The sequence below is a fragment of the Collinsella sp. CLA-ER-H5 genome (assembly GCF_040092375.1).
GTDB lineage: Bacteria > Actinomycetota > Coriobacteriia > Coriobacteriales > Coriobacteriaceae > Collinsella.
The window spans coordinates 73,757-97,842 of record NZ_JBBNLR010000004.1 but is presented as its reverse complement, the minus strand read 5'-3'; the positions used below and the strand labels follow the sequence as shown (position 1 = coordinate 97,842).

Annotated in this window: 25 protein-coding genes; 13 read left to right on the top strand and 12 right to left on the bottom strand. The window is 57.3% G+C overall.

The window, feature by feature from the left end; translation table 11 throughout:
* Positions 1-142 precede the first annotated feature (142 nt).
* The 3 genes from AAAX31_RS02785 to AAAX31_RS02775 all read right to left on the bottom strand — a co-directional run bounded on the left by AAAX31_RS02785 (position 143) and on the right by AAAX31_RS02775 (position 2,999).
* Complete coding sequence (locus AAAX31_RS02785) at positions 143-1,156, bottom strand: hypothetical protein (protein ID WP_117766477.1); 1,014 nt, start codon at positions 1,154-1,156, stop codon at positions 143-145.
* Between the two features lie 285 nt (positions 1,157-1,441).
* On the bottom strand, positions 1,442-1,780 hold the full coding sequence (locus AAAX31_RS02780) for a PTS lactose/cellobiose transporter subunit IIA (RefSeq protein ID WP_006234827.1): 339 nt from the start codon (positions 1,778-1,780) through the stop codon (positions 1,442-1,444).
* Positions 1,781-1,994: 214 nt separating this feature from the next.
* Positions 1,995-2,999 carry a LacI family DNA-binding transcriptional regulator gene (locus tag AAAX31_RS02775; RefSeq protein WP_117766475.1) on the bottom strand — a complete coding sequence of 335 codons (1,005 nt, stop codon included), beginning with the start codon at positions 2,997-2,999 and terminating at the stop codon, positions 1,995-1,997.
* 357 nt (positions 3,000-3,356) lie between these two features.
* On the opposite strand from AAAX31_RS02775, the gene AAAX31_RS02770 reads away from it, so the two are divergent.
* Both AAAX31_RS02770 and lacG (AAAX31_RS02765) read left to right on the top strand, forming a co-directional pair.
* Complete coding sequence (locus AAAX31_RS02770; RefSeq protein WP_117766473.1) at positions 3,357-5,132, top strand: lactose/cellobiose PTS transporter subunit IIB; 1,776 nt, start codon at positions 3,357-3,359, stop codon at positions 5,130-5,132.
* A 66-nt stretch (positions 5,133-5,198) separates the two neighbouring features.
* Entirely contained in the window at positions 5,199-6,638 is a 1,440-nt protein-coding gene (gene lacG / locus AAAX31_RS02765) for a 6-phospho-beta-galactosidase (protein WP_349076101.1), read from the top strand.
* 334 nt (positions 6,639-6,972) lie between these two features.
* Here the strand turns inward: lacG (AAAX31_RS02765) and AAAX31_RS02760 are convergent, their stop codons facing one another.
* Positions 6,973-7,974, bottom strand: coding sequence for a LacI family DNA-binding transcriptional regulator (locus AAAX31_RS02760; RefSeq protein ID WP_117766469.1), 1,002 nt, complete (start codon positions 7,972-7,974; stop codon positions 6,973-6,975).
* 283 nt (positions 7,975-8,257) lie between these two features.
* Here AAAX31_RS02760 and AAAX31_RS02755 point away from each other — a divergent pair, with 283 nt between their 5' ends.
* From AAAX31_RS02755 to AAAX31_RS02745, 3 genes are all read left to right on the top strand, one after another.
* A complete protein-coding gene (locus AAAX31_RS02755) occupies positions 8,258-10,036 on the top strand; it encodes a PTS lactose transporter subunit IIBC (protein WP_117769885.1) in 1,779 nt (592 codons plus the stop codon).
* A 75-nt stretch (positions 10,037-10,111) separates the two neighbouring features.
* Positions 10,112-11,533: a 6-phospho-beta-galactosidase gene (gene lacG / locus AAAX31_RS02750; protein WP_199411358.1), complete on the top strand. Its 1,422-nt coding sequence runs from the start codon at positions 10,112-10,114 to the stop codon at positions 11,531-11,533.
* A 310-nt stretch (positions 11,534-11,843) separates the two neighbouring features.
* Positions 11,844-12,002 carry a hypothetical protein gene (locus AAAX31_RS02745; protein ID WP_171021499.1) on the top strand — a complete coding sequence of 53 codons (159 nt, stop codon included), beginning with the start codon at positions 11,844-11,846 and terminating at the stop codon, positions 12,000-12,002.
* Positions 12,003-12,089: 87 nt separating this feature from the next.
* On the opposite strand, the gene AAAX31_RS02740 is transcribed toward AAAX31_RS02745, so the two are convergent.
* Positions 12,090-12,458 carry a hypothetical protein gene (locus tag AAAX31_RS02740; protein WP_147333352.1) on the bottom strand — a complete coding sequence of 123 codons (369 nt, stop codon included), beginning with the start codon at positions 12,456-12,458 and terminating at the stop codon, positions 12,090-12,092.
* Between the two features lie 106 nt (positions 12,459-12,564).
* Between AAAX31_RS02740 and AAAX31_RS02735 the strand changes: the two genes are divergently transcribed.
* Complete coding sequence (locus tag AAAX31_RS02735) at positions 12,565-13,476, top strand: hypothetical protein (protein WP_147333353.1); 912 nt, start codon at positions 12,565-12,567, stop codon at positions 13,474-13,476.
* Here the strand turns inward: AAAX31_RS02735 and AAAX31_RS02730 are convergent.
* Together AAAX31_RS02730 and AAAX31_RS02725 are read right to left on the bottom strand one after the other, a co-directional pair.
* Entirely contained in the window at positions 13,445-13,741 is a 297-nt protein-coding gene (locus AAAX31_RS02730; protein WP_117769888.1) for a hypothetical protein, read from the bottom strand. The two genes, AAAX31_RS02735 and AAAX31_RS02730, sit on opposite strands and share 32 nt — an antisense overlap.
* Before the next feature lie 76 nt (positions 13,742-13,817).
* Positions 13,818-14,135, bottom strand: a complete 318-nt coding sequence (locus AAAX31_RS02725) for a hypothetical protein (protein ID WP_117769889.1) — start codon at positions 14,133-14,135, stop codon at positions 13,818-13,820.
* 175 nt (positions 14,136-14,310) lie between these two features.
* Here AAAX31_RS02725 and AAAX31_RS02720 point away from each other — a divergent pair, with 175 nt between their 5' ends.
* The 4 genes from AAAX31_RS02720 (at position 14,311) to AAAX31_RS02705 (ending at position 17,037) form a co-directional block, all read left to right on the top strand.
* Positions 14,311-14,508: a hypothetical protein gene (locus AAAX31_RS02720; protein ID WP_117769890.1), complete on the top strand. Its 198-nt coding sequence runs from the start codon at positions 14,311-14,313 to the stop codon at positions 14,506-14,508.
* Between the two features lie 139 nt (positions 14,509-14,647).
* A complete protein-coding gene (locus AAAX31_RS02715; protein ID WP_349076098.1) occupies positions 14,648-15,100 on the top strand; it encodes a hypothetical protein in 453 nt (150 codons plus the stop codon).
* Positions 15,081-15,332, top strand: a complete 252-nt coding sequence (locus tag AAAX31_RS02710) for an ABC-three component system middle component 6 (protein ID WP_320677919.1) — start codon at positions 15,081-15,083, stop codon at positions 15,330-15,332. The genes AAAX31_RS02715 and AAAX31_RS02710 overlap by 20 nt, the downstream gene beginning before the upstream one ends.
* Positions 15,313-17,037 carry a DUF2326 domain-containing protein gene (locus AAAX31_RS02705; protein WP_117769893.1) on the top strand — a complete coding sequence of 575 codons (1,725 nt, stop codon included), beginning with the start codon at positions 15,313-15,315 and terminating at the stop codon, positions 17,035-17,037. The genes AAAX31_RS02710 and AAAX31_RS02705 overlap by 20 nt, the downstream gene beginning before the upstream one ends.
* Positions 17,038-17,054: 17 nt before the next feature.
* Here the strand turns inward: AAAX31_RS02705 and AAAX31_RS02700 are convergent, their stop codons facing one another.
* From AAAX31_RS02700 to dcm, 3 genes are read right to left on the bottom strand one after another with little or no spacing between them, the layout of a single operon-like run.
* Positions 17,055-17,360: a hypothetical protein gene (locus tag AAAX31_RS02700; protein WP_117769894.1), complete on the bottom strand. Its 306-nt coding sequence runs from the start codon at positions 17,358-17,360 to the stop codon at positions 17,055-17,057.
* A gap of 38 nt (positions 17,361-17,398) precedes the next feature.
* Complete coding sequence (locus AAAX31_RS02695) at positions 17,399-18,616, bottom strand: type II restriction endonuclease (RefSeq protein WP_117769895.1); 1,218 nt, start codon at positions 18,614-18,616, stop codon at positions 17,399-17,401.
* A complete protein-coding gene (dcm, locus tag AAAX31_RS02690; protein ID WP_117769896.1) occupies positions 18,597-19,769 on the bottom strand; it encodes a DNA (cytosine-5-)-methyltransferase in 1,173 nt (390 codons plus the stop codon). The genes AAAX31_RS02695 and dcm overlap by 20 nt, the downstream gene beginning before the upstream one ends.
* Positions 19,770-20,500: 731 nt before the next feature.
* Here dcm and AAAX31_RS02685 point away from each other — a divergent pair.
* Both AAAX31_RS02685 and AAAX31_RS02680 read left to right on the top strand, forming a co-directional pair.
* Complete coding sequence (locus AAAX31_RS02685) at positions 20,501-20,767, top strand: type II toxin-antitoxin system Phd/YefM family antitoxin (RefSeq protein WP_117769897.1); 267 nt, start codon at positions 20,501-20,503, stop codon at positions 20,765-20,767.
* Positions 20,757-21,062 carry a type II toxin-antitoxin system RelE/ParE family toxin gene (locus tag AAAX31_RS02680; RefSeq protein ID WP_117769898.1) on the top strand — a complete coding sequence of 102 codons (306 nt, stop codon included), beginning with the start codon at positions 20,757-20,759 and terminating at the stop codon, positions 21,060-21,062. The genes AAAX31_RS02685 and AAAX31_RS02680 overlap by 11 nt, the downstream gene beginning before the upstream one ends.
* 97 nt (positions 21,063-21,159) lie before the next feature.
* Here AAAX31_RS02680 and AAAX31_RS02675 read toward each other — a convergent pair whose 3' ends face one another.
* Positions 21,160-21,924, bottom strand: a complete 765-nt coding sequence (locus tag AAAX31_RS02675) for a DeoR/GlpR family DNA-binding transcription regulator (RefSeq protein WP_349076097.1) — start codon at positions 21,922-21,924, stop codon at positions 21,160-21,162.
* Between the two features lie 205 nt (positions 21,925-22,129).
* Here AAAX31_RS02675 and AAAX31_RS02670 point away from each other — a divergent pair, with 205 nt between their 5' ends.
* A complete protein-coding gene (locus tag AAAX31_RS02670; protein WP_349076096.1) occupies positions 22,130-23,182 on the top strand; it encodes an aldose epimerase family protein in 1,053 nt (350 codons plus the stop codon).
* A gap of 326 nt (positions 23,183-23,508) precedes the next feature.
* Here the strand turns inward: AAAX31_RS02670 and AAAX31_RS02665 are convergent, their stop codons facing one another.
* Positions 23,509-23,991, bottom strand: coding sequence for a PTS sugar transporter subunit IIB (locus AAAX31_RS02665; RefSeq protein ID WP_271738170.1), 483 nt, complete (start codon positions 23,989-23,991; stop codon positions 23,509-23,511).
* Positions 23,992-24,086: the final 95 nt, after the last annotated feature.

Below are 24,086 nucleotides of genomic sequence, written 5' to 3'. Positions count from 1 at the left end.
ACAAATACCGTTCACGGATGATTGCCGACCGTCTGGACCCGGCGCGGACGTAGCGACCGCGTATTCAACAAACAAAAGGGCGGCCGAGAACGTGTCTCGGCCGCCCTTCTTACAGTTGATCTTCCAAAGAACGCTTTGCCGCCTACTCAGACTGCCTGCCCTTCTTGGCGTGCTTGGACGGAGCACTCAGAAAGCGGCCCGTCAAATAGTTCGCCGGGCCGGAAATATCAATCCCCAGCAGGGTGTGGCCCAGCCACAGAAACGCCGCGAGCACCAGCAGCGGGATAACGCACGAGGTCACGATCATCACAATGACGCCTTCGATGAGATCGGTCACCTGCTGCACGATCTCGTCGGTCATCTGCTTGGCGCCGCTGGTCACCGACGTGACGAGACCCGAGGCGCCGTCGGCAAGCTGCTCAAGCACATTCTTGGACTCTGTGGACTCGGTCTTTTTCTTGCTTACTTTGGAGCTGTCGCTATCTGCCGCACCCGCAGCGTCGGCCGCCTTTTGCTCGGCCGTCTCGATGCTCACTCGATACGTTTCATCGACCTTCTGCGACACCCATACGCTCGCGGGCACGAGCGCCATGCCGATCACGGCAACCACCAGCACGCGCGTCGCCACACGGCGCAGGACGGCGCTCGTGCTCCAGCGCCCGTGAATGCCGAGCGACACCGCAAAGAGCACCAACGCAAACGGGATTAAGATGCCCAGGCCAACCGACCACAAAATGGTTAGCAGGTATTTCTCGAGGTAGAGCACAGCAAGCACGATACCAAGGTTGCCTGAAAGCTGCGCGAGCTGCTCGGCAACTGGCGTTCCCGTATCGCCCGGCAGCGCAGTGATACCCGCAGATAGGGCGACGCACGAGGTCGTGAGCGCCAAAACATTGCCCTTCTTTTGATCGATGACCTCGATGGTAGAGTCCCAAGTTTTGGTATCGGCAAAATGCGGACGAGCTACAAAGCCCGACAGCAGCGCCAGTACCACGAGCGCAACGATAAAGCCAATCTGCAGCTTTTTGTTTGCGCACACGACATCGGACAGGCTGGGCTGCAGCTCGGTTACCGTCGTATGCTCGGTTATCTGGACAGGACGCCCATGAGCCATCTCGTGCGCATCTGTCTTTTGAATCAATCCGTTGTCCGGCATTTGGACACCTCCTCATTCCGGCCTGCATTGCGGATGGAAGTATACCCACCCATCGAAAAACCGAACGGGAGGGCGTGCAGAAGCTCCAAGACTGTCCCCAACGACTAGTCGTTTAAGAACGTCCCCAATGACTGTCTCGGGATGAGTTGCGGTGGAATAGGGTTTGTTTTGTGCCCGCCGGCCCCTATTCAGTCCCTATTTCACCGCAACTTGGAGGAGGACAGAAAAAGCCCTGCCGCGGGTAGCGGCAGAGCTTTTGGAAGGGGACTTGGTTGTGCGGGCTCGTTAGGCGAGCTTGGCCTCGAGCTCGGCGATGCGCTTGTAGGCATCGATGGTAAAGCGGGTCTGCTTCTCCAGGATCATAGTGGTCATGAGGGTGTCCTGAGCGTGAGCCATGATGAAGGTCATCTCCATCTCGCCACCGCCGGCCTCCTGCGAAAGCAGCTTGGTCTGCGTGTCGTGGGCACCGATGAGCGCATCGCTGGCATCCTTGTGCAGCTGCTCGGCCTTCTCAAAGTCACCCTCGCGAGCAGCATCGAGCGCTGCAAGCAGATCGGTCTGGGCGTCACCTGCGTATGCGACAATCTCGAATCCAACCATCGAGATTTCTTCTTTGGTTGCCATGTTGCGTTCCTTTCACATATGAACCAATGGAGAGCATCGCGTCCGGGCATACGCGCTGCGTTGTGTATGACAGAAACAATAACATTCAAACAAAAAAGAACAGCACAAAACGTAATTTCGAGCTATGAACGGTTACTTTTCGTCCGTGAACGGTTTTTAAACCAATCTGAACAATATCGAACACAATTAGCGGCAACCCAAACAGATCCGCGCCCTAGCGTACATCGCGCACCGTATCGCCCTCGACGAGCACGCCCGGAAACAGCATGTGCTCCACACCGGGTTCAACGCCCTCGGCGCCGGCAATCTTGTCGACCGCCCACATGCCGACGCGCTTGTTGTCAAAGCGCACCGTGGTCAGGCGACGATCGGGCACGATATCGCCCAGACTATCGTCAACACCCACCACGCTCACGTCCTGGGGCACGCACTTCCCGCGCGACTCCAGCCCGCGGATGCAGCCGTAGGCCATGGCGTCGTTGGAGGCATAAATGGCCGTGCAGGTCGGATCATCCGCAAGCACCTGGCCGGCAGCATATCCACTCTGCGCCGTCCAGTCACCGCGCACGAGCTGCGGTGGCTCAATGCCATGCGCGCGCAATGTCTCGCGCCAGCCTTCCTCACGCCGCATGCCCGAAAGCGAGCGCTCGGGACACGAGATAAAGTGCACGGTTTTGTGCCCCCGCCCCAGCAAGTACTCGACCACCTGGCGCGAACAATCGAACTGGTCGTTATCGACCGTAGAACAGAGCGGGTGCTCCAACATCGTAACGAGCACCGTCTGCATGCCGGGCAGCGGCTCGAAGGTGCCAAAGTCCGCCGGCATGCGGTTCATGATCACAACCATACCGTCCACCGGCAGTGCGCTCATACGCGACGATGCGCTCTCGAGGGTATACGGATGCCCGTCTACTTTAGTAAGGGTGATGGCATAGCCATGTTTGTCAGCCGCGGCGGCAAAGCCCTCCATACGATCGAGGTTACCGGTACCGGTAATGTTGAACATGGCGACACCAACGGTCTTAAACTTGCCGCGGCGCAGCGATCGACCGGCAAAATTGGGGCGATACCCCAGCTCGCGCATGGCGGCACGCACGCGCTCCTTGGTCTCGGGGCGCACGCTGGGCGAATCGTGCACCGTACGCGAAACTGTCTGCTCCGAGACGCCCGCGAGACGCGCCACATCCTTAACGGAAACCGATTTTTTAACAGCGGCCATAGGTCGATCTTTCTATGTCGACGATGCCATTGGCGGCACCCTACGCAGTCATTTTTAACGCCTCCAAGTATATCCAACGCCTCCCCCGCAATACGCTCACCACCCAAAACCTACCGTTCACCGACAATCCTGCTTCCCCGAACGGCTTTTGTCGCACAAATGTTAACGTTGCCATTGTGCAAACACAGAGCCACCGGGCGGCTCAAACGTTTACGCGTAAGGAATCGACGGTTCGCAGGCACAGGAACCACCGGTTCGCGTCTTTTTTTGTGTCGCAAAATGGCAACGTCAACATTTTGGCAACCGAACGCCAAAAGCTACCATCGTTGCTAACCCACCGACTCTTAGGAGCATTGCATGGAGCAACTCATCGCCATCATCGAAAAGGGCCAGCCCTTTTTCAACGCGATCGCCCGCAACAAGTACCTCAAGGCAATCCGCGACGGCTTTATCTCCGTCATCCCCATCATCATCTTCTCGTCCATCTTCTGCCTGGTAGCCTCGGTCCCCAACATCTGGGGTTTCTACTGGCCCGATGACATCAACAACGCCCTGTGGAAGTGTTACAACTACTCCATGGGCATCCTGGCCATCGCCTGCGCCGCCACCACAGCCAAGCACTTCGCCGACGCTCAGAACCGCGACCTGCCCAAGAACAACCAGATCAACTTCATCTCGTGCATGTGCGCGGCCATCATCGGCTTTCTGCTCCTTTCGAGCGACACGATCGCCACGGACGCCGCCAGCGGCTTCAACACCACCTACCTTGGTTCCAAGGGCCTGCTGACCGCCTTTATCGCTGCGTTTGTGACCGGCATCATCTACAAGTTCTTCATTAAGCGCAACATCACCGTTAAGATGCCCGAGCAGGTTCCGCCCAACATCTCGCAGACCTTTAAGGACATCATCCCCTTCTCCGTCTGCATCACCGTCTTTTGGGTCTTTGACATTGTCTTCCGCGCCGCCTTTGGCTTCTGCTTTGCCCAGGGCGTCATCCAGGTGTTCCAGCCCCTGTTCACCGCCGCCGACGGCTACATCGGCCTCGCTGTGATCTACGGCGCCATGAGCCTCTTCTGGTTCGTGGGCGTCCACGGCCCCTCGATCGTCGAGCCCGCCATCGCCGCCGCTCTCGTTGCCAATATGACCGACAACCTGGCTGCGTTCCAGGCCGGTCAGCACGCTTCCGCTGTCCTGACCCAGGGTGCCCAGTACTTCGTCGTCTGCATGGGCGGCACCGGCGCCACGCTTGTCCTGGTCTTTATGTTCTGCTTCCTGGCCAAGTCTCAGGAGATGCGCGCCGTCGGTAAGGCCGCCATCGTCCCCGTGTGCTTTGCCGTCAACGAGCCGCTGCTGTTCGCCGCACCCATCGTGCTCAACCCCGTCTTCTTTGTCCCGTTTGTCTTTGCCCCGATCGCCAACATCTGGATCCTCAAGATCTTTATCGACTTCTTGGGCATGAACGGCTTTATGTACACCCTGCCTTGGACCGTCCCCGGGCCCATCGGCACCATCATGGGCCTGGGCTTCCAGCCGCTCGCCTTTGTGATGCTCGCCCTTATCCTGGTCGTCGACTTCGTTCTGTACTACCCGTTCTTCCGTGCCTATGACGCCCAGAAGTGCGCCGAGGAGGCCGAAATTTCCAAGGAGGAGCTCGCCGCCAAGAACGCCGAGAAGGCCGCCAAGCTCAACGATGCCTTCCAGGGCAAGGCTGACGCCAAGAGCGTTGCCGCCGGCGCTGCTGCCGAGGCCGTGAAGGCCGACTCCCCCGCCGCTTCTGCAGCACCCGCTGCCGAGGCAACGACCGCCAGCGACCTCAACGGCAAGCGCGTGCTCGTGCTCTGCCAGGGCGGCGGTACCTCGGGCCTGCTCGCCAACGCGCTGGCCAAGGCTGCCAAGGAGCGCGGCATCAATCTTGAAACCGCTGCCGAGGCATATGGCAACCACGTGGACATGCTCCCCGACTTTGACCTGGTCGTCCTGGCCCCGCAGGCTGCCAGCTACCTGGCCGACCTGCAGAAGGACTGCGAGCGCGTGGGCAACAAGTGCGTCGCCTGCCGTGGCAAGCAATACATCGAGCTCTCCCAGAACGGCGATAAGTCTCTCGCCTTCGTCTCCGAGCAGCTCTCGAAGTAAGTAACGCTCAGGGCCAGCCGACCATCCAAGACCGGCTGGCCCTTCGATTTAGACGATTGGATCATCATGTCCGTTAACCCTGCTAGCGTCACCAACCCGCCCGCGCAGTTTCCCGAGGACTTTGTCTTTGGCGGCGCCACTGCTGCCTACCAGGTAGAGGGCGAGACTCGCACTCACGGTAAGGGCAAAGTCGCCTGGGACGACTTCCTGGAGGCCCAGGGGCGCTTCTCCCCCGATCCCGCTTCGGACTTCTACAACCAGTACCCCGTCGATCTGGAGCTGTGCGAGGAGTTTGGCATCAACGGCGTTCGCCTCTCCATTGCCTGGAGCCGCATCTTCCCCAACGGCACCGGCGAGATCAACCCCGAGGGTGTCCAGTTCTACCACGACCTCTTCGCCGAGTGCCATAAGCACCATGTTGAGCCGTTCGTCACGCTGCATCACTTTGACACGCCGCTTCCCCTCTTTGAGAAGGGCGACTTCCTCAACCGCGAGACCATCGACGCCTTTGTGGACTTTGCCACCTTCTGCTTTAAGGAGTACGCCGACCAGGTGACCTACTGGTTCACCTTTAACGAGATCTGGGCCGACGCCTCCAACACCTACATCGAGGGCACCTTCCCCGGTGGCGTCAAGGCGCATCTTGCCGAGGCCTTCCAGTGCGAGCACAACATGATGCTCGCCCACGCCAAGGCCGTGCTGGCCTTCCACAACGGCGGTTTTAAGGGCAAGATCGGCGTCATTCAGTCGCTGGAGTTCAAGTACCCGCTCAACGAGAACGACCCCGCCGATATCAAGGCCGCCAACAACGAGCACGTGCTGCAAAACCAGTTCTTGCTCGACGCCACCTTCCGCGGCGACTACGCGCCCGACACCCTCGAGTGCGCCAACCGCCTGGCCGCCGTCTCGGGTGGCACCATCGAGATCCTAGACGAGGATCTGGAAATCATGCGCGAGGCCGCGCTCTACAACGACTACCTGGGCGTTAACAACTACCAGTGCCGTTTTTTGAAGGCTTACGATGGCAAGAACGACCTGCACCACAACGGTACGGGCGAGAAGGGCACCGGCCGCTGGCGCGTCAAGGGCATTGGCGAGCACGTGAACAAGCCCGGCATCCCCACCACCGACTGGGACTGGATCATCTATCCCGAGGGTCTGTTCGATCTGCTCGTCTACATTAGGCAGCGCTACCCCAACTACAAGCAGATCTTCATCACCGAAAACGGCATGGGCTACAAGGACCCCTACAAGGACGGTTTTGTGGACGACCAGCCGCGCATCGACTACATCGAGCAGCACCTGCGCTGGCTGCTCAAGGCCATGGAGGTGGGTGTCAACGTGGGCGGCTACTTCCTATGGAGCCTGCAGGATCAGTTCTCCTGGACCAATGGCTACAACAAGCGTTACGGCTTCTTCTACGTTGACTTTGAAACCCAGAAGCGCACGCCCAAGGCAAGCGCATACTGGTATAAGCACGTGGCGCAGACCCGTCGTCTGGACTAGCTAACGCCATCGGCCGCCGTGACCATCACGCTGCCGTGCACCTTACCATTCCCGATCGCATGAGCGCTGCGTCCATGCACCTCTTTCCATGTGGCGGATACGACCTTCCCGGTGGATGCTTCAGCATCCTTGGTCGTATCCGCCGTTTTGTTTTTGAGCGAGCTGGGCCGCGTTCGTTTGTCTCGATCTGTAACATCTAGACCACTTTTGACCGTCTAGTTGTTACAAATCGAGACAAACGGAATAAGCCGGACCGAATTGTCTAAATCTGTAACACCTAGTCGAGTTTTTTGGTCCCACCTGTTACAGATTTAGACGAACAGGCCGAGCACGTCTACGCCCGCAGATCCCGCACGCTCGCGCGCTCGACCAACACGCCCGAGACGAGCGTACGGCTTCTGGAGCTCGGGGCTTCCAGACCTGCGACGACCTCGTTAAGCGCACGGATGCCCAGCTCGCGATGGCGAAACTTCACCGACGTCAGAATCGAGTTGGGAATCGTCTTGTAGAGCTCATCGTCGAAGCCGATCACGGACACGTCGTCGGGCACACTGAGCCCTTTGTCACGTAGAGCCATCATCACGCCGTTTGCCATGCAGTCGTTAGCGGCGAGGACCGCCGTGCAATCGGGCTTATCGGCAAGCACAAGGCCCGCGGCATAGCCACTATCCGCATTCCAATCGCCTTGCAGAGGCTCGGGCGGCTCAATGCCACGCGCCTCGAGTGCCGCACGCCAACCTTTCATACGGCACTGGCTCGACAGCGACTCTTTCTTACCCGAAACGAAATACACGTTCTTGTGACCATGATCCAAGAAGTACTCGCACGCCATGCGCGCGCCGCCCTCTTGGTCGTCACTGACGGTGGAGCAGGTAGGATGTTCCATCGGTGTGATAATCACAGTCTTGAGGTCCTTCGGTGCCTCAAAGGTATCAAAGTCATCGACCATCTGACGCAGGTTGAAGATCATGCCATCAACAGGCAGCTGCGACATCCTGCGCGCCGCATCGGCAAGGGTCATCTTCTCCCCTGCGCGCTTCTTAATCATCGTGAGCGCAAAGCCGCGTTCCTCGGCGGCATCGGCGATACCGTCAATCATGTCCACGGCACCACCCGACAAGTGAAACAGCACGACGCCGATGCACCCGTAACGGCCCAACTTGAGCGAACGCGCGGCAAAGTTAGTTCGAAACCCGAGTGCCTCCATTGCGGAATGGACCTTATCGCGTGTCGACTCTCGCACGCTATCGGGCTCGTTGATCACACGCGAAACCGTCTTGAGAGAAACACCCGCGGCAATCGCCACATCGTTCATCGAGACGTTTTTCTTGTCCATCGTTGCCACTGCTTCTCCAGTCGGTTTTGCATCGCTTGCTTTTTGCGTTCTAGCATACACTACCTGCCTGACTGATAAATCAACCGTTTACCGGACAATATCGACCACTCACCCGTATATCCTTGTTGCTCTTCCAATAATGTCTTACGTTGTCATTAACGAAATGACAACGTTGTCATTTCGCAATGCCTTCCTTAGTAGGAAGGCTTCCGGGCAGTCCTGACCATCCATCGACGACCAGTTCCATCCACATGCATCGCGCATCAAGTAGTAAAGGAGCTCTATGGACGCCATCGTAAAAATGCTCGAAAAGCATCAGCCGTTCTTTGAGAAGATCTCGAGGAACATATACCTCCAGGCCATCAAGGACGGATTCCTTGGGTGCATGCCCATTGTCCTCACCTCTTCGATCTTTCTGCTCATTGCCACCCTTCCCGGCGTAGTCGGCATCACGCTGCCCCAGCCGCTCATCGACTGGTGCAACAAGCTCTACAACTTCACCATGGGCGTCATGGGCATCATGGTTGCCGGCACCACTGCCAAGAACTTCACGGCATCCATGAACCGTCGTATGCCCGCCGGCAAAGTGCTCAACGACGGTTCCACCATGGTGGCCGCCCAGTGCAGCATGCTGCTGCTCGCAGTCACGCAGTTCACCACCAAGTTCAACGGCTCCGAACTTTCGGTCTTCGATTGCACCAGCATGGGCACGCGCGGCCTGTTCTCGGCCTATATCGCCGCGTTCATTACCGTGTGGGTCTACAAATTCTGCGTCTCGCGCGATCTGACCATTAAGCTGCCCAAGGAGGTCCCGGGCGCCATCGCTCAGAACTTCCGCGACATCATCCCCTTCGGCGGCGCCGTCATCATCTGCGGCATCATCGATGTCGTCGTGCGCAACCTCATGGGCGTTCCGTTCTCCGAGCTGCTTATCAAACTGCTCTCCCCGCTCTTCACCGCTGCAGAAACCTATCCTGGCCTTATCCTTATCCAGGCAGCCACCGCGTTCTTCTGGTTCATCGGCGTCCACGGCCCCTCGATCGTCCAGCCGGGCATCGACCCCATCCGTCTTGCCAACCAGGCCGAGAACCTGCAGGTTCTGCTGGCAGGCGGCCACCCCGCCCATTCCCTCACCTTTAACATGTCGCTCGTGGGTGAGTTCGGCGGCACCGGCGCCACGTTCATCGTGCCGCTTCTGCTGATTCTCTTTATGAAGTCCAAGCAGCTCAAAGCCGTCGGCAAGGCCTCGATTGTTCCTGTGGCCTTCGCTGTCAACGAACCGCTGCTCTTTGGCGCGCCGATGATCCTTAACCCCTACATGCTCATCCCCTTTGTTGCCGCCGGCTGCGTCAACGTAAGTGTTGCCAAGTTCTTTATCGATAACGTGGGCATGAACGGCTTCTCCTTCGTGGTGCCTTGGGCCACCCCCGCCCCCATCGGCATTTTCATCACCACGAACTTCCAGCTTATCGCCCTGGTGTTTGTCGCGATCATCATCTTGCTGGACGCCATCATCTACCTGCCGTTCTTGAAGGCATACGATAAGCTGCTCTGCGACCAGGAAGCCGAGCGCGCCGCCGAGCTGGGTCTCGAGTCCGATGGCGCTGTCACCATCGCCGCCAACGCCTCTGCGCCCGCTGTCGAGCAGACTACCGCTTCCGTCGAGCCGACCGCCGCTGCCGTCAACAGCGAGCCTGTCGCCGATCAGCCCGAGCCCGCCGCCGGCGCATCCGCCAAGAAGGATGTCGACGGTCTGAAGGTCCTCGTCCTGTGCGCTGGCGCCGGCACCTCCGCCATGCTTGCCAACGCCATCAAGGAAGGTGCCGCGCAGACCGGAGAGAACATCGCTTCCTCCGCAGGTGCCTATGGCCAGCACACTGCCATCATGGATCAGTACGACGTTATCGTGCTTGCCCCGCAGGTCCGTAGCTACTACAACGACATGAAGGCCGACACCGATCGCCTGGGCATTAAGCTGCTCGCCCCGCGCGGCAAGGAATATATCGACCTTACCCGCGACCCCGCTGGCGCCATCAAGTGGCTCCGCGAGAACCTCGACTAGCTCCTCCCTCTGTTGGTGCCCGGATCCCCAGTTCGGGCACCTCTCCCTATTCGTATCCCACAGAAAGGATGACTCATGACCAATCCCATGAAGTTCCCCGACGGCTTTGTGTTTGGCGGCGCCACCGCCGCTTACCAGGTTGAGGGCGAGACCCGCACGCACGGCAAGGGCAAAGTGCCCTGGGACGATTTCCTGGCAGCCCAAGGTCGTTTCTCCCCCGACCCCGCAAGCGATTTCTACAACAAGTATCCGGTCGATATCGACCTGTGCCAGCGTTTTGGCATTAACGGCATTCGTGTCTCCATCGCTTGGAGCCGTATCTTCCCCAGTGGCACTGGCGAGATTAACCCCGAGGGCGTCGCTTTCTATCACGAGCTTTTTGCCACCTGCAACAAAGCTGGCGTTATCCCCTATGTCACGCTCGATCACTTCGATACGCCCGAGGCCTTCTACCAGGACGGCGGCGAGGGCTTCCTGACGCGCACGACCATCGATGCCTTTGTCGAGTACGCCAAGTTCTGCTTTGCCGAGTTCGCCGAGGTCAAGCACTGGTTCACGTTTAACGAGATTCCCGCAACCGCCGAGGGCAGCTTTATCGTCGGCAACTGGCCGCACGGCGAGAAGTACCGCCTGGACAAGGCCTTCCAGCTCATGCACAACATGATGGTGGCCCACGCCAAGGCCGTCGTCGCCTTCCATGAGGGCGGCTTTGAGGGCGAGATCGGCATTGTCCAGAACCTGGAGCCCAAGTATCCCCTCGATCCCAACAGCGCTGCCGACTGCGAGGCCGCCCGCATGGCCGACGTCATCAACAACCGCTGGGTGCTCGACGCCACTTTCCGCGGCCACTATGCAGCCGACACCATGGAGGCTGCGACCAAGCTGGCCCATATCGCCGGCGGCGAGCTCGACGTCCGCGACGAGGACATCGCCGCGCTGACCGCCGCGCTCCCCTACAACGATTGCCTGGGCGTCAACACCTACAAGTGCCAGTTCCTGCGTGCCGCCGAAGGCGAAAACGACATCAACCACAATGGCACCGGCGACAAGGGCTCCTCGCGCTGGTTCCTCAAGGGCGTGGGCGAGTCATGCGTGCGCGAAGGCGTACCCACCACCGATTGGGACTGGATCATCTATCCCGAGGGCCTGTACGACCTGCTGCTCCGCATTAAGAACGATTACCCCAACTACAAGAAAATCTACATTACCGAGAACGGCATGGGCTATAAGGACGACTTCGAGGACGGCTTTATCGATGACGCCCCTCGTATCGACTACATGCGCCAGCATCTCGCGTGGATCCTCAAGGCAATCGACGGCGGCGTAAACGTCGACGGTTACTTTGTGTGGTCGCTGCAGGACCAGTTCTCCTGGACCAACGGCTATAACAAACGTTACGGCCTGTTCTACATCGACTTTGAGACCCAGAAGCGCTATCCCAAGGCGAGCGCGTACTGGTACAAGAACGTCGCGGAGACCGGCCTGCTCATGGCCTAGTTTCAGTCACATACCCTGTCGGCCGCATGTGAATCCCCCACGGGCTCGCATGCGGCCTTTTTGTTTTCGCGCGGGTCGGCAGCCGTTTGTCTAAATCTGTAACATCAAGTCGAGTTTTTTGCCTCTACCTGTTACAAATCAAGACAAACGGGAATCACTCTGCCGAAACGTCTCAATCTGTAACAGATATCTGCTCAAATCGAGTCTAGGTGTTACAGATTGAGTTTTTGATTTGGGAGGTTGAGGATGGGGGATCGCGTGCCGAAAGCATGGTCCCCGGATAAAAAAGCTCGCCGGCCAGGCCGAAGACATGGCCCACATCAAGGCAGACCTTTGCCCCTGCTCGCCCGAGCAAAAAGTCATGCCCCTCGATGCGCTCTGCCAGTCCGGCACCGAGACCCCGCAATGGCGGTGGGATGTGCTGGTCGGAGAGGGCGACCCGCTCTACTGCAAGTCCCGAGAGATCTAAGTATCCGCTGCAAGGTATAAGAACGAATTGGAGCCCTGGTACATACCGGGGCTCCTCGTGGTAGTGGCTGTCTAATGAATCTGGTGGCTAGGCCTCTTCGCCGCCACTGGATTCAGTTACCGTTTCCTCCTCACTATGTTGCGTCTCTCTCGTAGCCTCATCAACTTCTGTTGACGAATGTGCCTCTTCGTATACTTCGATGTTCGCCTTGAGAATGGTTGCACTCTGTTCAGCAAGAGCGATCTTCCTCTGGTGCTTGTCGTAGGCATACAGTCCGATTCCACCTGCGACTAGCGTGGCTACAGAACCGATTACTCCACCCTGGATTCTTCCAACGGAAATCCCGCCCGCTCTGATATTGCTGATCAGCGCCTGAGGCCCACCGAGCTCTTTCGCCAGATGCGACAATTGCGCATAGTCCCAAGTCGTCATTGCCTTTTCCTCACTTTCTTTCACTTCAGCACCGCTTCCACTGGGGTGCTCACTTTCGACAGTGCTATCATGCCATCGGTAAATAAGACGGTATATGTCCTATAATTGTCTTATCTGTTGTTAATGAGGAATGATTAAGACAATGTACGTCCGCAAAGATCGCCCTAAGGACATTTTTCCAAAGAGACTCAGCGGTTTGATGGAAAGCTATGAAATAGAAAAGGGGCGCAGAGGCATTAGCAATATCGGCCTTGCGCGTCTGCTCTATCAAAAGCGTAACGGTACCGATGATGCCTCGCTAGCCGATGACCGCTATGCAGTGGAAAGGGAGAACGGCCGCAAGGCGATTGCGAGAAAGATCAGCCGATTTCGAAAAGGAGATCAGTTTCCTCAATGGGATGACCTCGTAGATCTGGCTGACATATTCGGAAAGCCAGTAGGTTTTCTCATCGGGGAGACCGATTGTGATACGTACGAGCTCCAAGATATTGCTGACTTCCTTGGTCTCAGCGGCGAGGCTGTTCTGTCCATCGAGCGTATGACGAGAAAAGTTAGTGCGGAGTGGCTTCCGGAACAGTCTGGCGGCAACGGCGGAGACCATGAGGAATGGGAAAAATACCTCGTGAATGATATGGTCGCGAAGGCGAATGCCGAGCCAGAAGCTTGCAGGGCAGTGCTCAATCGAATGCTGACCGCAGCAGCGTTTAAAGACCTTGTGCTCTGCCTGTCTGAGGTCGGCGATGCCCAATACAATCTGCTTATGGAACGCATTGCAAGTGCGGAAATAGAACTGAGAGACGCAGACGTACTCAGTGACAACCACCCAGACTCCATCATGGGGCAAATGGCGGCAAAATCCCGATTCAGGGATGCTGCAACACGCCTGCAGGAAGCGGAAAATGCGGTGAGGTCCAGCAGGTATGCAGCTTATGAATGCCATGTCCGCATCGTTGATGAAATGTTCTCGGATATTACCCAGACTGACGCAAATACCGTAGCCAAAGAGCATGTCAAGCAGAGACAGTCAGGTAACCAGGCGTAGCCGTCGTATCGATACGGAAGTGGGTATAAACCGTCCTGCTGCTTGCATACGTGGTTCCGTTGCCGCCCGTCAGCTTGTAGCAGTTATAGAAGCACTGCGAGTCCGAAACCCCGCTCGAAGGCAGCGCCCAGGTGGCGTCGGCGTAGATCGTCACCAGCGACGAGCACCCCGAGAAGCAGTAGGTCAGGTCGGTGAGCGCAGACGGGTCGAAGCCTCGGAAGTCCAGCTCGGCGGGCGACGAGCGCGAAGCGAACGCGAACCGCACGACTTGACACCTGCGAGGTTGCCCAAACCGGAGACCACCTCCAGCGCCGTGCATGAGTAGAAGAGGTGGGTCAGGTTCATGGTTGCGAACGTCGCCATGTCTGCCGCGAAGGCGATGCGCTCATCGGCCGCCTGGCCTTCACCTGCTGGATTTCGCCGCGCAGGGCGTCCGCCACCTCGGCGCTCTTGGCAGCCTCGGCCACTTGCCCCTCAAGCTCCTTGATGCGAGCCTCCTGCTTGGCGAGAAGCGCCTGGTAGCCCCTCTCCGAGTCCACTGCCTGCGGCTCTTCCGCCTGCGCGACCCCTTCTTGGCCGCCCGCCTGCGCTGCGACCTCTTCCTCGTCGTCGATGCTATGGTCGTCTCCGTCCATGTCGGCCTGCCTTTCGATTGACATAGGCCAGCACAAACGAACCGTCCCTTAACCATGCAAATAGGCTAAAGGTCGGTCACAAAGTGAGGTCATCCAGTCCGTTCGGCAGTTTGTGACCATTAGCAAGAATTAGAGGCAACGCAACGAGCGAACGCTCGATAATGGTCTAGAATATTGGACTTGACATTTGGGAGGCAAGATGGAGACTGTGAACCTTATCCTTGGAATTATCGCGTCTATCGCATCCATCGCCGCCGCCGTCATCTCGCTCCAAAACAAGCAAGAGATCAAGTCAATCAAAAAGAGTCTAAGCGACAACTCGCAGACCGCTACAGGTAAAGTTGCCACAAACGTCGTAGGCAGCAACAACTCGGCGAACATCCATGCTTCGCGATAAGCCAACGCAGACAAGCCAGAGCGCAATTGGAAAGGTCGCCACGAACATAACCGGCGACTCCAATAGCTATGACTCACATGACATAAACATCTACCAGCCCGTCTCGTCTGGCCCGCACCGGCCGCTTACAAAGACGCTCATGTATAAACTCCTGCAAATCATGATTTCGTCGACTGAGCAAACGGGCGAAGATTTCCCCCTTACGCCTCCGCCTCCTATAGAGAAGAAGCTGATTTACAACCACGCACCGCGTTACCTAAACATCATCAACGAGTATTCTGAGAACTACGCTCGTCTCGACAGCGTGATCAAGGAATTCCCCGACAGCGAAGCCATCATCCAAAGGCTGAACAAGATGTTTGTCAATGTGGCAGACGTTCGCGATGACGGCAAGCTGTGCGTAGGAAACGGCGATGCACAGCTCAAGCTCATCGAGAACGAGATCTATAACATGATTGTGAATGACGCAGGCTTTCAGGCTGACGAGGTCCCCGAAGAAATCATCAACCAGTTCTGCGTTGCGTTGATTGCCGTTGCCGTGGCAAAATGCAGAGTCCTTCTGAGGCCAGGTGATGACGATGCTGCTGCTTGATCGCAATAATGAGCCGACGAGCACGGTCTATTACATCGCTGCCGCCTTGGATGGCTACATCGACCAGAACCCAGGCTTGGACGCCGGTCAACTCTATGAGGTAACGGCGAACACTCTGGTCAAGAAAGAAGTGAGCTACGACTTCTTTGTCATGGCTTTGGACTTTCTCTTCCTCCTCGGACGCGTGTCAATAGACGAGAAGGGAGGGCTACATGTTCATCAAGTCGCTTAGAATTCGCAAGACAACAACTGACGAAATAGTTCGCGAGGTCTTATTCCACAAGGGTGCCAACCTCATCGTCGATACCGAGGACTCCGAATCGCACAATCGCGTTGGAAAAACAACCTTCCTCAAGCTCATTGATATCGCAATGGGCGCCAAGGACAGGAAGCTCATTTACACAGACGCCGACACGGGCACGGTGACCGAGGAGCTACGCGATTTCATCGTCACAAACAAGATCGCCGTCGACATGACACTGACATCGGATTTTCCCGATGGCGATGACGTGATTCTCACAATCGACCTCTTCCCGAATGGAAGGTACTACATAGACGGCGAAAAGATGGGGCAGAAAGCTTACCAGCAACGACTCAATGTCTTGCTTTTCGGGAACGAAGCGAATGTGCCCACGTTTCGCCAATTGATCAATTCATTTGTCCGCGTGTCCGTAGGCGGGGATGATAATTCCTTCCTCAAAACCGTTCCCAGCGGCAGCACATCCATCTACCGGAGTGTCTACAACGCTCTGTTCGGCATCTCAGATCCGGCACTCGACAAAAAGCGTGACGACCTCAACAAGGACTTGAACAAGACGCGTGAGTCCATCAAACGCTATAAGAAAGTCCAGAACGTCGATACGGTCAGCGAGCAGCAGCAGATACTTGCAGGGCTCGAAGCCGAGCATGAAGAAGTCCAGTGCAAGCTCAACAGCATCATCGACGCCGATGTCTACAGGGCCAACCGCGATGAAATCGCGGCTACACGCACCCGATACGCATCTCTGACACTGCAACTCTCAGACATAGACTACAGGCTGCAACGAAATGAAGAGGCCCTGCAGACTGCTATGCAAGAGCGCGGTAGACAAGCCGACGTTAATTTGAGCAGACGGTTTTTCGAGGAAGTCTGTTCGATGATCCCGATGGTGAATGCAACTTTCGAAGAGATGGTCGCATTCAACAACCAGCTCTGCGACAACAAGATTGCCTATTTCGCGAGTGTGGCAGAAAAACTGAAGGCCGAGCGTGCATCTGTGCAACGTGAAATCAGCCAACTGTCATCGCAGAACAGCCAATTCATGTCATTGGTGGAGCAAGACCTCATCGATGAGTACGAGTCGCTTCAGGCACGCCTAGTTGAGCTTTCGAGCAGTATCGGCAAATGCCGAGAAGTAATAGATACGCTCAACAGCTTTGAGGTAGAACAGACCAGCATTGAGGGAAAAATCGCATCGCTTGGCTCGTCTGATGATGGCGACGAGCCGCAATCCAACGATTTTGCTGCAATGATGCTTGCGTTTAACGCATTCTTCACTCCGCTTGCCAGGGAGTTCAACAACGAATCGCCGCTGCTCGTTTACTATGAAGAGTCGAACAAGTTCCCCGTTGCAATACGTGATACCGCTGGCTCCAGCACGGGCACACGCAAGTCACTCATCGCCGCATTTGATTTAGCGTATCAGCAGTTTGCAGAATCAAAGGGCATCAAGACTCCGCGCTTCATAGTGCATGACGTCCTTGAAAACATCGAGGGTAAGGTGTTGCGTGACATAATCGCACGCGCCAGCACAATCAACTGCCAGTACATAGTCGCAGTCCTTAAGGAGAAGCTCGATTCGTCGCTGATACCAGCCGAGGAGCAGGGTAAACTGCAAATCCTGCAGCTTTCGATTGACGATATGCTTTTCACGCGTGGCAAAGGTGTTGCGTCGTAGGAGTGACCTGTACTCTCCTACTCCCGTACCCCCACCGAGAACTCCCCGCCGAAGTTGTTCACCTCGAACCGCTCGTCAGCCACAAGTTCCTCCTTGCTCACACGGCACGCGAACGGAAACAACTCGGCCACGTCCTGCAGTTCCAGGAACGTCCGGTAACTCGACCGGTTTACCAGCATGTCGGCAAAGACCAAAAACCGCGTAAGCTCGTCATTCAGTTCGATGGGCTCTGCAATCACGTAGTGCCCCCGCCTCACGCGCCGGACAACGCCGAACTGATTGAGCGATGCCACAATCTTTTCGGAGCCCTTCAGGATGGTCATGCGCTTGCGCGCCGCCTCAACGCTCTTATTGTCCCGGCCTAGTCAAGTACCCGTTGCCTCTCCTCGACCATCTCGCAGAAGCCTCCCACATCCATGAGCCATTCTTGCTGTGAAGGCGTGTAGGTGGGGAAAAGCTGGGAGGGGATGACGAGCTGGAGCTTGCTGTCACGCATGGCGTTCGTGTAGTCCACGCTCACGGCGGGCTCCAGCGTGATAAGGTGCTTACGCTCGATGCGGTTCGCCTCCTCGAGCACCTGCCTCCAGCGCTCCTTGATGGTCGTCTTCGCACCGAGCATCGTAAGGCTCGAGGAGGGGAACCCCTCATCCCGGTAGCACTCGATTGACGGAAAAATGAAGTCCGGCTTCGACTTTCCCTCGGTGTAGGGCTGTGCGGAGTATCGGATTCCCCTACCCTTGAACAGGAACTCAAGCTGGTGCTCGAACGCTGTGCCCGCGCGGGACTTCCTGCGCTGGAAGGTCGACATGGTGGTCTTCAGAATGCCGTCGACGTCGAGCTGGCCGTTCAAATAGGGCGCAAGGTCTCTCTCAAGCAGATGGCGCTCAAACACCTTGAACAGCAATTCCTCGCGCTCGTAGCACGCGAGCAGGCTTCGATCGGGGTCATCCGCCCAGTCGAGACCTTCAAGGGTTGAGATGGAGTACTCCGTAAAGTCGATGCCCTTCGGAAACGTATGTCCAAACCTCTTGACCATATCGTCCAAGTAGATATCCGCGCTCAAGGGAGCGCGCGTCTCGATACCAATCATGCCGAGGATGCGCGAGGCCACCGCACCGATACGGTTGCGCTCGCCCTTTGATACGGCATAGCCCGAGCGGTCGGGCTCCTCGAAGCCGAACAGCCACCTCAGCTGCGACTCGATGGTCGAGCCTTTTTTAGCGAAGATGATGAGCAGCCCGAGGTCATCGGAGTTGGCGACCACCATGAGGTCGCCAGCGGATGCCTGCCTGATGGCGGGGTTGTCCTTGTAGTAGAGACGGTACTCGGTTCTCGTGGGATGTTTGCGGCGCGCATCGTACCAAGTCACGGTCCCGTCGCACATCTCCGGCTCCGCCTCGTCGCACATGTAGGCGAACGTGGTGCGGATGTCGCGGATGTCGTCGTCACCGAACAGCGACCTCAGCGGCAGCGTGCCGTTGAACTCGTGCTGATTACTCCTACCTGCGTCGATATCGACGTCCGCGAGGGTCTTCGAGACCGCGCCGTCGAAGTAGCTGCTAAGCGCCCCGTAATCCATCCTGACACGCTCCCATCATGAGCTTGGCCACCGACCGTATTACAGGGACCGTCACCGAATTGCCGAACTGGCGGTAGGCCTGTGTGTCGGAGACCGGGATTATGAACCGGTCGGGAAATCCCTGCAAGCGCGCGCACTCTCTAGGGGTCAGCTTACGGGGGTTCTCGCCCTCGCCGCGCGAGACCAAGATCTCACTACCGTCCTTATGATAGCGTGCGGAGAGCGTCCTCGTGGTGTCCGATGGAGTGATAAGACCGTAGCCGAACCCGTTGCCGGCGGCCTCGTGCTTGGCCTTGTATGCTTTCAAATATGACCACAGCTTGTCGGAGAGCACGTACCTCGCGTCCGCATCCTCCTCCAGAATCTCCGCGGCTTTCTGACCACTGTTCGGGCAGTCGAGGTCGTCCCAAGAGAACTCCACATCGTCGCGAAAGCCAACAATGTAGATGCGCTCGCGGTGCTGGCATGTCCAACCCTTGGAGTCCAGAACCTTGTAGTGAACGTGGTAACCGAGCTCGTCCTGGAGGACCTGCATGATGACGTCGAACGTTCTGCCCCTGTCGTGACTGATCAGATTCTTCACGTTCTCGAGCAGGAACGCCTTCGGGCGCTTCTCGTTCAGGATGCGTGCAACCTCGAAGAAGAGCGTGCCCTGCGTCTTGTCTTCGAAGCCCGTAGCGCGACCAAGGGAGCGCTTCTTGGACACACCCGCAAGCGAGAACGGCTGGCATGGAAAGCCAGCGAGCAGCACGTCGAAGTCGGGGATGTCTGAAGCGGCGACCTCACGGATGTCCCCCGCCGGGGTTTCGCCGTAGTTCATGCGGTAGGTCTTCTGCGCAAACTTATCCCACTCGCAGGAGAAGACGCACCTGCCGCCCAGCTCCTGGAACGGCATGCGGATCCCGCCGATGCCCGCGAACAGGTCGATGAAGGTGAAGGCAGGCTTCCCCTCCCCTGCGGGTGCAAAGGGGGCGCGATGGCCGAGGGTGGAGATGTACTTCGACTCGGCTGCGGTGGGCCTTGTTTCGCCTGCCTCCCAGCGGCGCACCGTTCGCTCGCCGTTGGGGCCCATGCCTAGGGCAGCGGCGAATTCCTTCTGAGTCAAGCCGAGCTCCTGTCTCTTGGCCTTTACCTCATCTGCTGATAATTGCATGACGCACCTTCTGGATAGATAACAGGACAATATGTCCTCATTTTGCCACAGGGATGAAGAGATAAACTCGTCAGAATAGCAACCTTGCCCCAAACCATGGGTTTCTCACGTCTCCCACATCCGACAATCCATGTACCACTCAAACCGCGAAGACCCATCTAACCACCGCTGCGTTCTATACGATAGTCGTTCGCCAGGACATTTTTCTGCCGCCGCAGTCATTAGTCCAAGTGAAAAGCGGCAAGCCGAGAACCTCACGCCTCTCCATCATCAATCATTCCATTTCACAAATGACGCAGCGGCGCAATTAGCAACGCGGAGCATGGAACCATGCTATACCCGTCCAAACGATATTGTCCGCGCCCAACAGCTATCAATCAATTTACCTTGGCCTGCTGGCGCAGAGAGTGCAGCCAAGCCTCATGATCATCGTAACAATAAAGAACATGGGATCGCGAGGATTTGCCGAGGCGAATGTACTCCGGCCCCTTACTAGGACAGCGCCAATTTGCAAGGGTCTTCGCGCTTACGCCAATCAACTTTGCTGCCTCTTCACTCGAAAACGCAAGCGGGCGTACGGATTCAACAGCGCATGTCACGCCGTTTGCTCCACCCATAAAGACCCTCAGACTCTCCGATCACACCCACCCGTTACAGATTGAGACAATTTGACGGTACCGAATTCTTGTCAAGGCGTGGTACAATTGTGTCCCAACGCAAAGGAGGTACCTATGCCCACCTGTGTGCCCGTCCGAGATATGAAGGACACTGCTGCATTCACTACGCTTGTTGAGTCTGAGCGCGACGTCACCGTAACTAAGAACGGCTACGAGGCCATGCACTGCATCAGCAGCGACCAGTATCGCCTCATGCAAGAAGAAATCGCCAAGGCAAAACTGCTGTCTCGTATGATGTTGGCAGAAGACGAAATATCGCAAGGCGACTACAGCGATTACGAATCCTTCGCGGCTTCGATACGAGACAAATATGACCTATAACGTCGTCATACTCAAAAGCGCGCGATATGAGTACGAGAGTATTGTCGGATACCTTGCCCAGATCCTCAAGAATCCGCGCGCAGCAGGCATTTTTGTCGCTGAGTTTGAATATCAGCTTGATCTGCTTCGCGAGCAGCCACTCCTACGTCCCCTCTCGCGCATGCAAGAGCTGGCGGCACGTAATTACCGATCGTTTCCCGTCAACAACTACGTGTGTCTTTACAAGTTTGAGCACGAAACGATCTATATCGCCCACGCCTTTCATCGGTCACAGGACTACGCCCGCCTGGTCTAACCCACAAGCTGAATACTTGGCCCGAGCACATTTGCGTGTCAACGTGAAGCGATAATCCCCGCGTCGACAGGGGCAGAAGTATCGCCTGCAGCGTTAGCTAGCAGATGACCTGCGTGTGCTCCTCGATGGCGGCGCGATCCTCGGCGGCGATGCCCGGCTCGCACACCACGGCGTCCAGGCTGTCCAGACGGCAGAAGGTGTAGAAGTCGCGCTTGCCGATCTTACTGGAGTCGGCGATCAGATAGCGCGAGTCGGCCTTGCTAAAGGCGAGCTGCTGGATACGACCCTCATCCATATTAGACGTAGACACGTCGCCATCCAGAATGCCGTTGGCGCCGATAAACGCCGCGTCGATACCCAGCGCACGCAGGGTATCCTCGGCCGTTGGTCCCACAAAAGCGGCGGTGCGGCGACGGTACATACCGCCCACGAGGCACAGGTCGCAGTCTTCTCGCGCCTCGAGCAGGTTAAACACCGAAAGCGAATTGGTCACGATGCGCAGACGAAACGCCGGCAGCATCGAGGCCATCTGCTCAACCGTGGTGCCCGTACCCAAAAAGATGGTCGAGCCTTCCTCGATGAGCTCCACGGCGCGGCGCGCAATCTGCAGCTTTTCTTCGGCATGCTTGGTACGCTTTTCGCTGTGCGAATACTCGTGGCGCAACATAGCGTGGGGACGGCTCTGTGCACTACGGGCTCCACCGTGCACGCGCTCGATCTCGCCTAGGCTCGCGAGCTCCTCAAGATCGCGACGAATCGTCATGTCCGAGACGCCCAGCGCATCCGAAATCTCCTTGACCGAGACCGTGCCCTGCTCTTCGAGCAGCTGACGAACCTTATCCTGTCGCTCCGCTTTAATCACGATGAATCCTCGCCGTTCTTTGCGCGCATATCATTCAAACAGTAACGAACAAATTGTATCAGACTCGTACGCGTCAAAAACGAAGCCCGCACAGCTCCAATCATCACTTTTTTGAGAAAAATACCCCCTGCTTTAGTGGGGTGTAGTGATAATCTCGCCTGTTCGCGCTACAGTTTGTCCGAAATACCTCGATGTTAGGAACCAAATGATCACTTCCGAGCTTTTCGGCACCGCGCCGTGCGGCACCCCCGTTCATCGTTACACCCTCAACGGGCCCGAGATCTGCGTTCGCATTATGGACTATGGCGCCACCGTGCTTGGTATCGAAGTGCCCGACATTCCCGGCAACGTGCGCGATGTGGTGCTGGGCTTCGATAAGCTCGATGATTACTTTGACAACCCCGCCTGCTTTGGCGCGACCATCGGCCCCGTGGCAAACCGCACCGCTGGCGCCACGATCGCCATCGACGGCACGGACTGGCATATGCCGGCCAACGAGGGCGTCAACAACCTGCACAGCGATCTTGAGCACGGCTTGCATAAACGCGTGTGGGATGTTGAGCTCGACGAGGTCCATAACGCCGTACGCATGACCACCTCGCTTAAGGATGGCGAGCTGGGCCTGCCCGGTAACCGAACTTTTACGGCCGTGTTTACCGTTACGCGCACCGGCGTCTTCCGCATCGAGTATGGCTGTGAGAGCGACCGTGCCACCTACGTGTCCATGACCAACCACACATACTTTAACCTTGCCGGCCATAACGCCGGCATGGACTGCGAGCACTTCTTTGTTGCCAACGCCGCCCACTACCTGCCCATTGATGACCAGAACATTCCCACCGGCGAGATTGCTCCGGTCGAGGGAACACCGTTTGACTTTCGCGAGCTACGCCCCGTCGCTCCCGGCATGGAGGCCGACGACCCGCAGATTAAGCAGGCCCGTGGCTACGATCACTGCCTGTGCATCGATGGCTATCAGTACGGCCGCAACCTGCGTCGCGCCCTGCATGTCGAGGAGATGTGGACCGGCCGCGAGCTGGACTACTACACCACTGCCCCGGGCGTGCAGCTCTACACCGGCAACTGGCTGGGCGACGAGCACGCCAAGGACGATGCTAACTATGGCTGGGGTGCCGGCTTTGCCCTCGAGGCCGAGATGTACCCCGACACGCCGCACCGCCCGCTGTTCCCCCAGGGCATCGTGGGACCGGGTCATCCCTACAGCAATGTGATCGAGTACCACTTTATGAGGCACTAAGCCCACAACGCAACATATCGCACAGCAACGCCCGCCGGCACCACCGCCGACGGGCGCTGCTTCATGCCTAAATCCTTCTTTTCGATGCCACCGAATTGGTGACATAACAAAACTATGCCGAATTACTACGATGAACCCACTATGTCCGACCACGCGCTGGTTTATAAAAAATTAGCAACTCGTCTACCTGCGGTTTTATTCTCTGCAAATTTGGCATGCTCGGCGATAAGCAATTCATCGTAGTAAACCGGCATAGTTTTGGCGGACAGCGCCACACAGATCCCCTACGAAGGCAAAATGATCCGTTTTCCTCCGTCCCCAAGGGATCAGTTGAACAGATTGCCGATGGGGTCGGGGGCGGAACTGGGGAGATGGCGGATTTCTAGCTCTATACCGAGCTTTTGCAACTCTTTGAAGGCGGCGATGTCTGTATCGCCTACGGCAACGGCAGGCGTTGCAGAGCGCTTGCCCTCCCCCGCCCGCATATGGCCGATACTAATCTTGGTTATTGGCACACCGCCCTTAACCAGCGCGAGCGCATCGGAGGGTGAGGCCACCATGATCAGAATCAATTGGCGAGGCGTTGCGGTATGAATGATGTCGATGACCTTTTGTACCGAGAAAAACCGCGTCCAAACGCCTTCTGGCGCCGCCACCCTCATGGGTGCCCATTGGCGCGAATCTGCCGCGATCTCATCGTTGACGATTAGGACAAGGTTGGAACCCACGGCTTCGTTCCACAGCTCAACGTCTTGTCCGTAAATGAAACGGTCGTCGATACGTGTGAGAAGGATCTTGGGTTGAGCCATGGCTGCCCCATTCTGTTTGAGACCCATACGAGCGGGACGTCGACCACCAACTCAACAGCTGGTCAAGCGCCAGATGGACGCCGCAGACATCACGC

What these genes read in the sequence shown, in the direction of transcription:
- AAAX31_RS02770 (WP_117766473.1), top strand. Translation starts at nt 3,357, where the DNA reads ATGGAGCAACTCATCGCCATCATCGAAAAGGGCCAGCCCTTTTTCAAC.
- AAAX31_RS02685 (WP_117769897.1), top strand. Translation starts at nt 20,501, where the DNA reads ATGCCCACCTGTGTGCCCGTCCGAGATATGAAGGACACTGCTGCATTC.
- AAAX31_RS02755 (WP_117769885.1), top strand. Translation starts at nt 8,258, where the DNA reads ATGGACGCCATCGTAAAAATGCTCGAAAAGCATCAGCCGTTCTTTGAG.
- AAAX31_RS02725 (WP_117769889.1), bottom strand. Translation starts at nt 14,135, where the DNA reads ATGTCAATCGAAAGGCAGGCCGACATGGACGGAGACGACCATAGCATC.
- lacG (WP_199411358.1), top strand. Translation starts at nt 10,112, where the DNA reads ATGACCAATCCCATGAAGTTCCCCGACGGCTTTGTGTTTGGCGGCGCC.
- AAAX31_RS02670 (WP_349076096.1), top strand. Translation starts at nt 22,130, where the DNA reads ATGATCACTTCCGAGCTTTTCGGCACCGCGCCGTGCGGCACCCCCGTT.
- AAAX31_RS02775 (WP_117766475.1), bottom strand. Translation starts at nt 2,999, where the DNA reads ATGGCCGCTGTTAAAAAATCGGTTTCCGTTAAGGATGTGGCGCGTCTC.
- AAAX31_RS02680 (WP_117769898.1), top strand. Translation starts at nt 20,757, where the DNA reads ATGACCTATAACGTCGTCATACTCAAAAGCGCGCGATATGAGTACGAG.
- AAAX31_RS02700 (WP_117769894.1), bottom strand. Translation starts at nt 17,360, where the DNA reads ATGACCATCCTGAAGGGCTCCGAAAAGATTGTGGCATCGCTCAATCAG.
- dcm (WP_117769896.1), bottom strand. Translation starts at nt 19,769, where the DNA reads ATGCAATTATCAGCAGATGAGGTAAAGGCCAAGAGACAGGAGCTCGGC.
- AAAX31_RS02760 (WP_117766469.1), bottom strand. Translation starts at nt 7,974, where the DNA reads ATGGACAAGAAAAACGTCTCGATGAACGATGTGGCGATTGCCGCGGGT.
- lacG (WP_349076101.1), top strand. Translation starts at nt 5,199, where the DNA reads ATGTCCGTTAACCCTGCTAGCGTCACCAACCCGCCCGCGCAGTTTCCC.
- AAAX31_RS02785 (WP_117766477.1), bottom strand. Translation starts at nt 1,156, where the DNA reads ATGCCGGACAACGGATTGATTCAAAAGACAGATGCGCACGAGATGGCT.
- AAAX31_RS02665 (WP_271738170.1), bottom strand. Translation starts at nt 23,991, where the DNA reads ATGGCTCAACCCAAGATCCTTCTCACACGTATCGACGACCGTTTCATT.
- AAAX31_RS02745 (WP_171021499.1), top strand. Translation starts at nt 11,844, where the DNA reads ATGGCCCACATCAAGGCAGACCTTTGCCCCTGCTCGCCCGAGCAAAAA.
- AAAX31_RS02705 (WP_117769893.1), top strand. Translation starts at nt 15,313, where the DNA reads ATGTTCATCAAGTCGCTTAGAATTCGCAAGACAACAACTGACGAAATA.
- AAAX31_RS02735 (WP_147333353.1), top strand. Translation starts at nt 12,565, where the DNA reads ATGATTAAGACAATGTACGTCCGCAAAGATCGCCCTAAGGACATTTTT.
- AAAX31_RS02780 (WP_006234827.1), bottom strand. Translation starts at nt 1,780, where the DNA reads ATGGCAACCAAAGAAGAAATCTCGATGGTTGGATTCGAGATTGTCGCA.
- AAAX31_RS02695 (WP_117769895.1), bottom strand. Translation starts at nt 18,616, where the DNA reads ATGGATTACGGGGCGCTTAGCAGCTACTTCGACGGCGCGGTCTCGAAG.
- AAAX31_RS02720 (WP_117769890.1), top strand. Translation starts at nt 14,311, where the DNA reads ATGGAGACTGTGAACCTTATCCTTGGAATTATCGCGTCTATCGCATCC.
- AAAX31_RS02715 (WP_349076098.1), top strand. Translation starts at nt 14,648, where the DNA reads ATGTATAAACTCCTGCAAATCATGATTTCGTCGACTGAGCAAACGGGC.
- AAAX31_RS02710 (WP_320677919.1), top strand. Translation starts at nt 15,081, where the DNA reads ATGACGATGCTGCTGCTTGATCGCAATAATGAGCCGACGAGCACGGTC.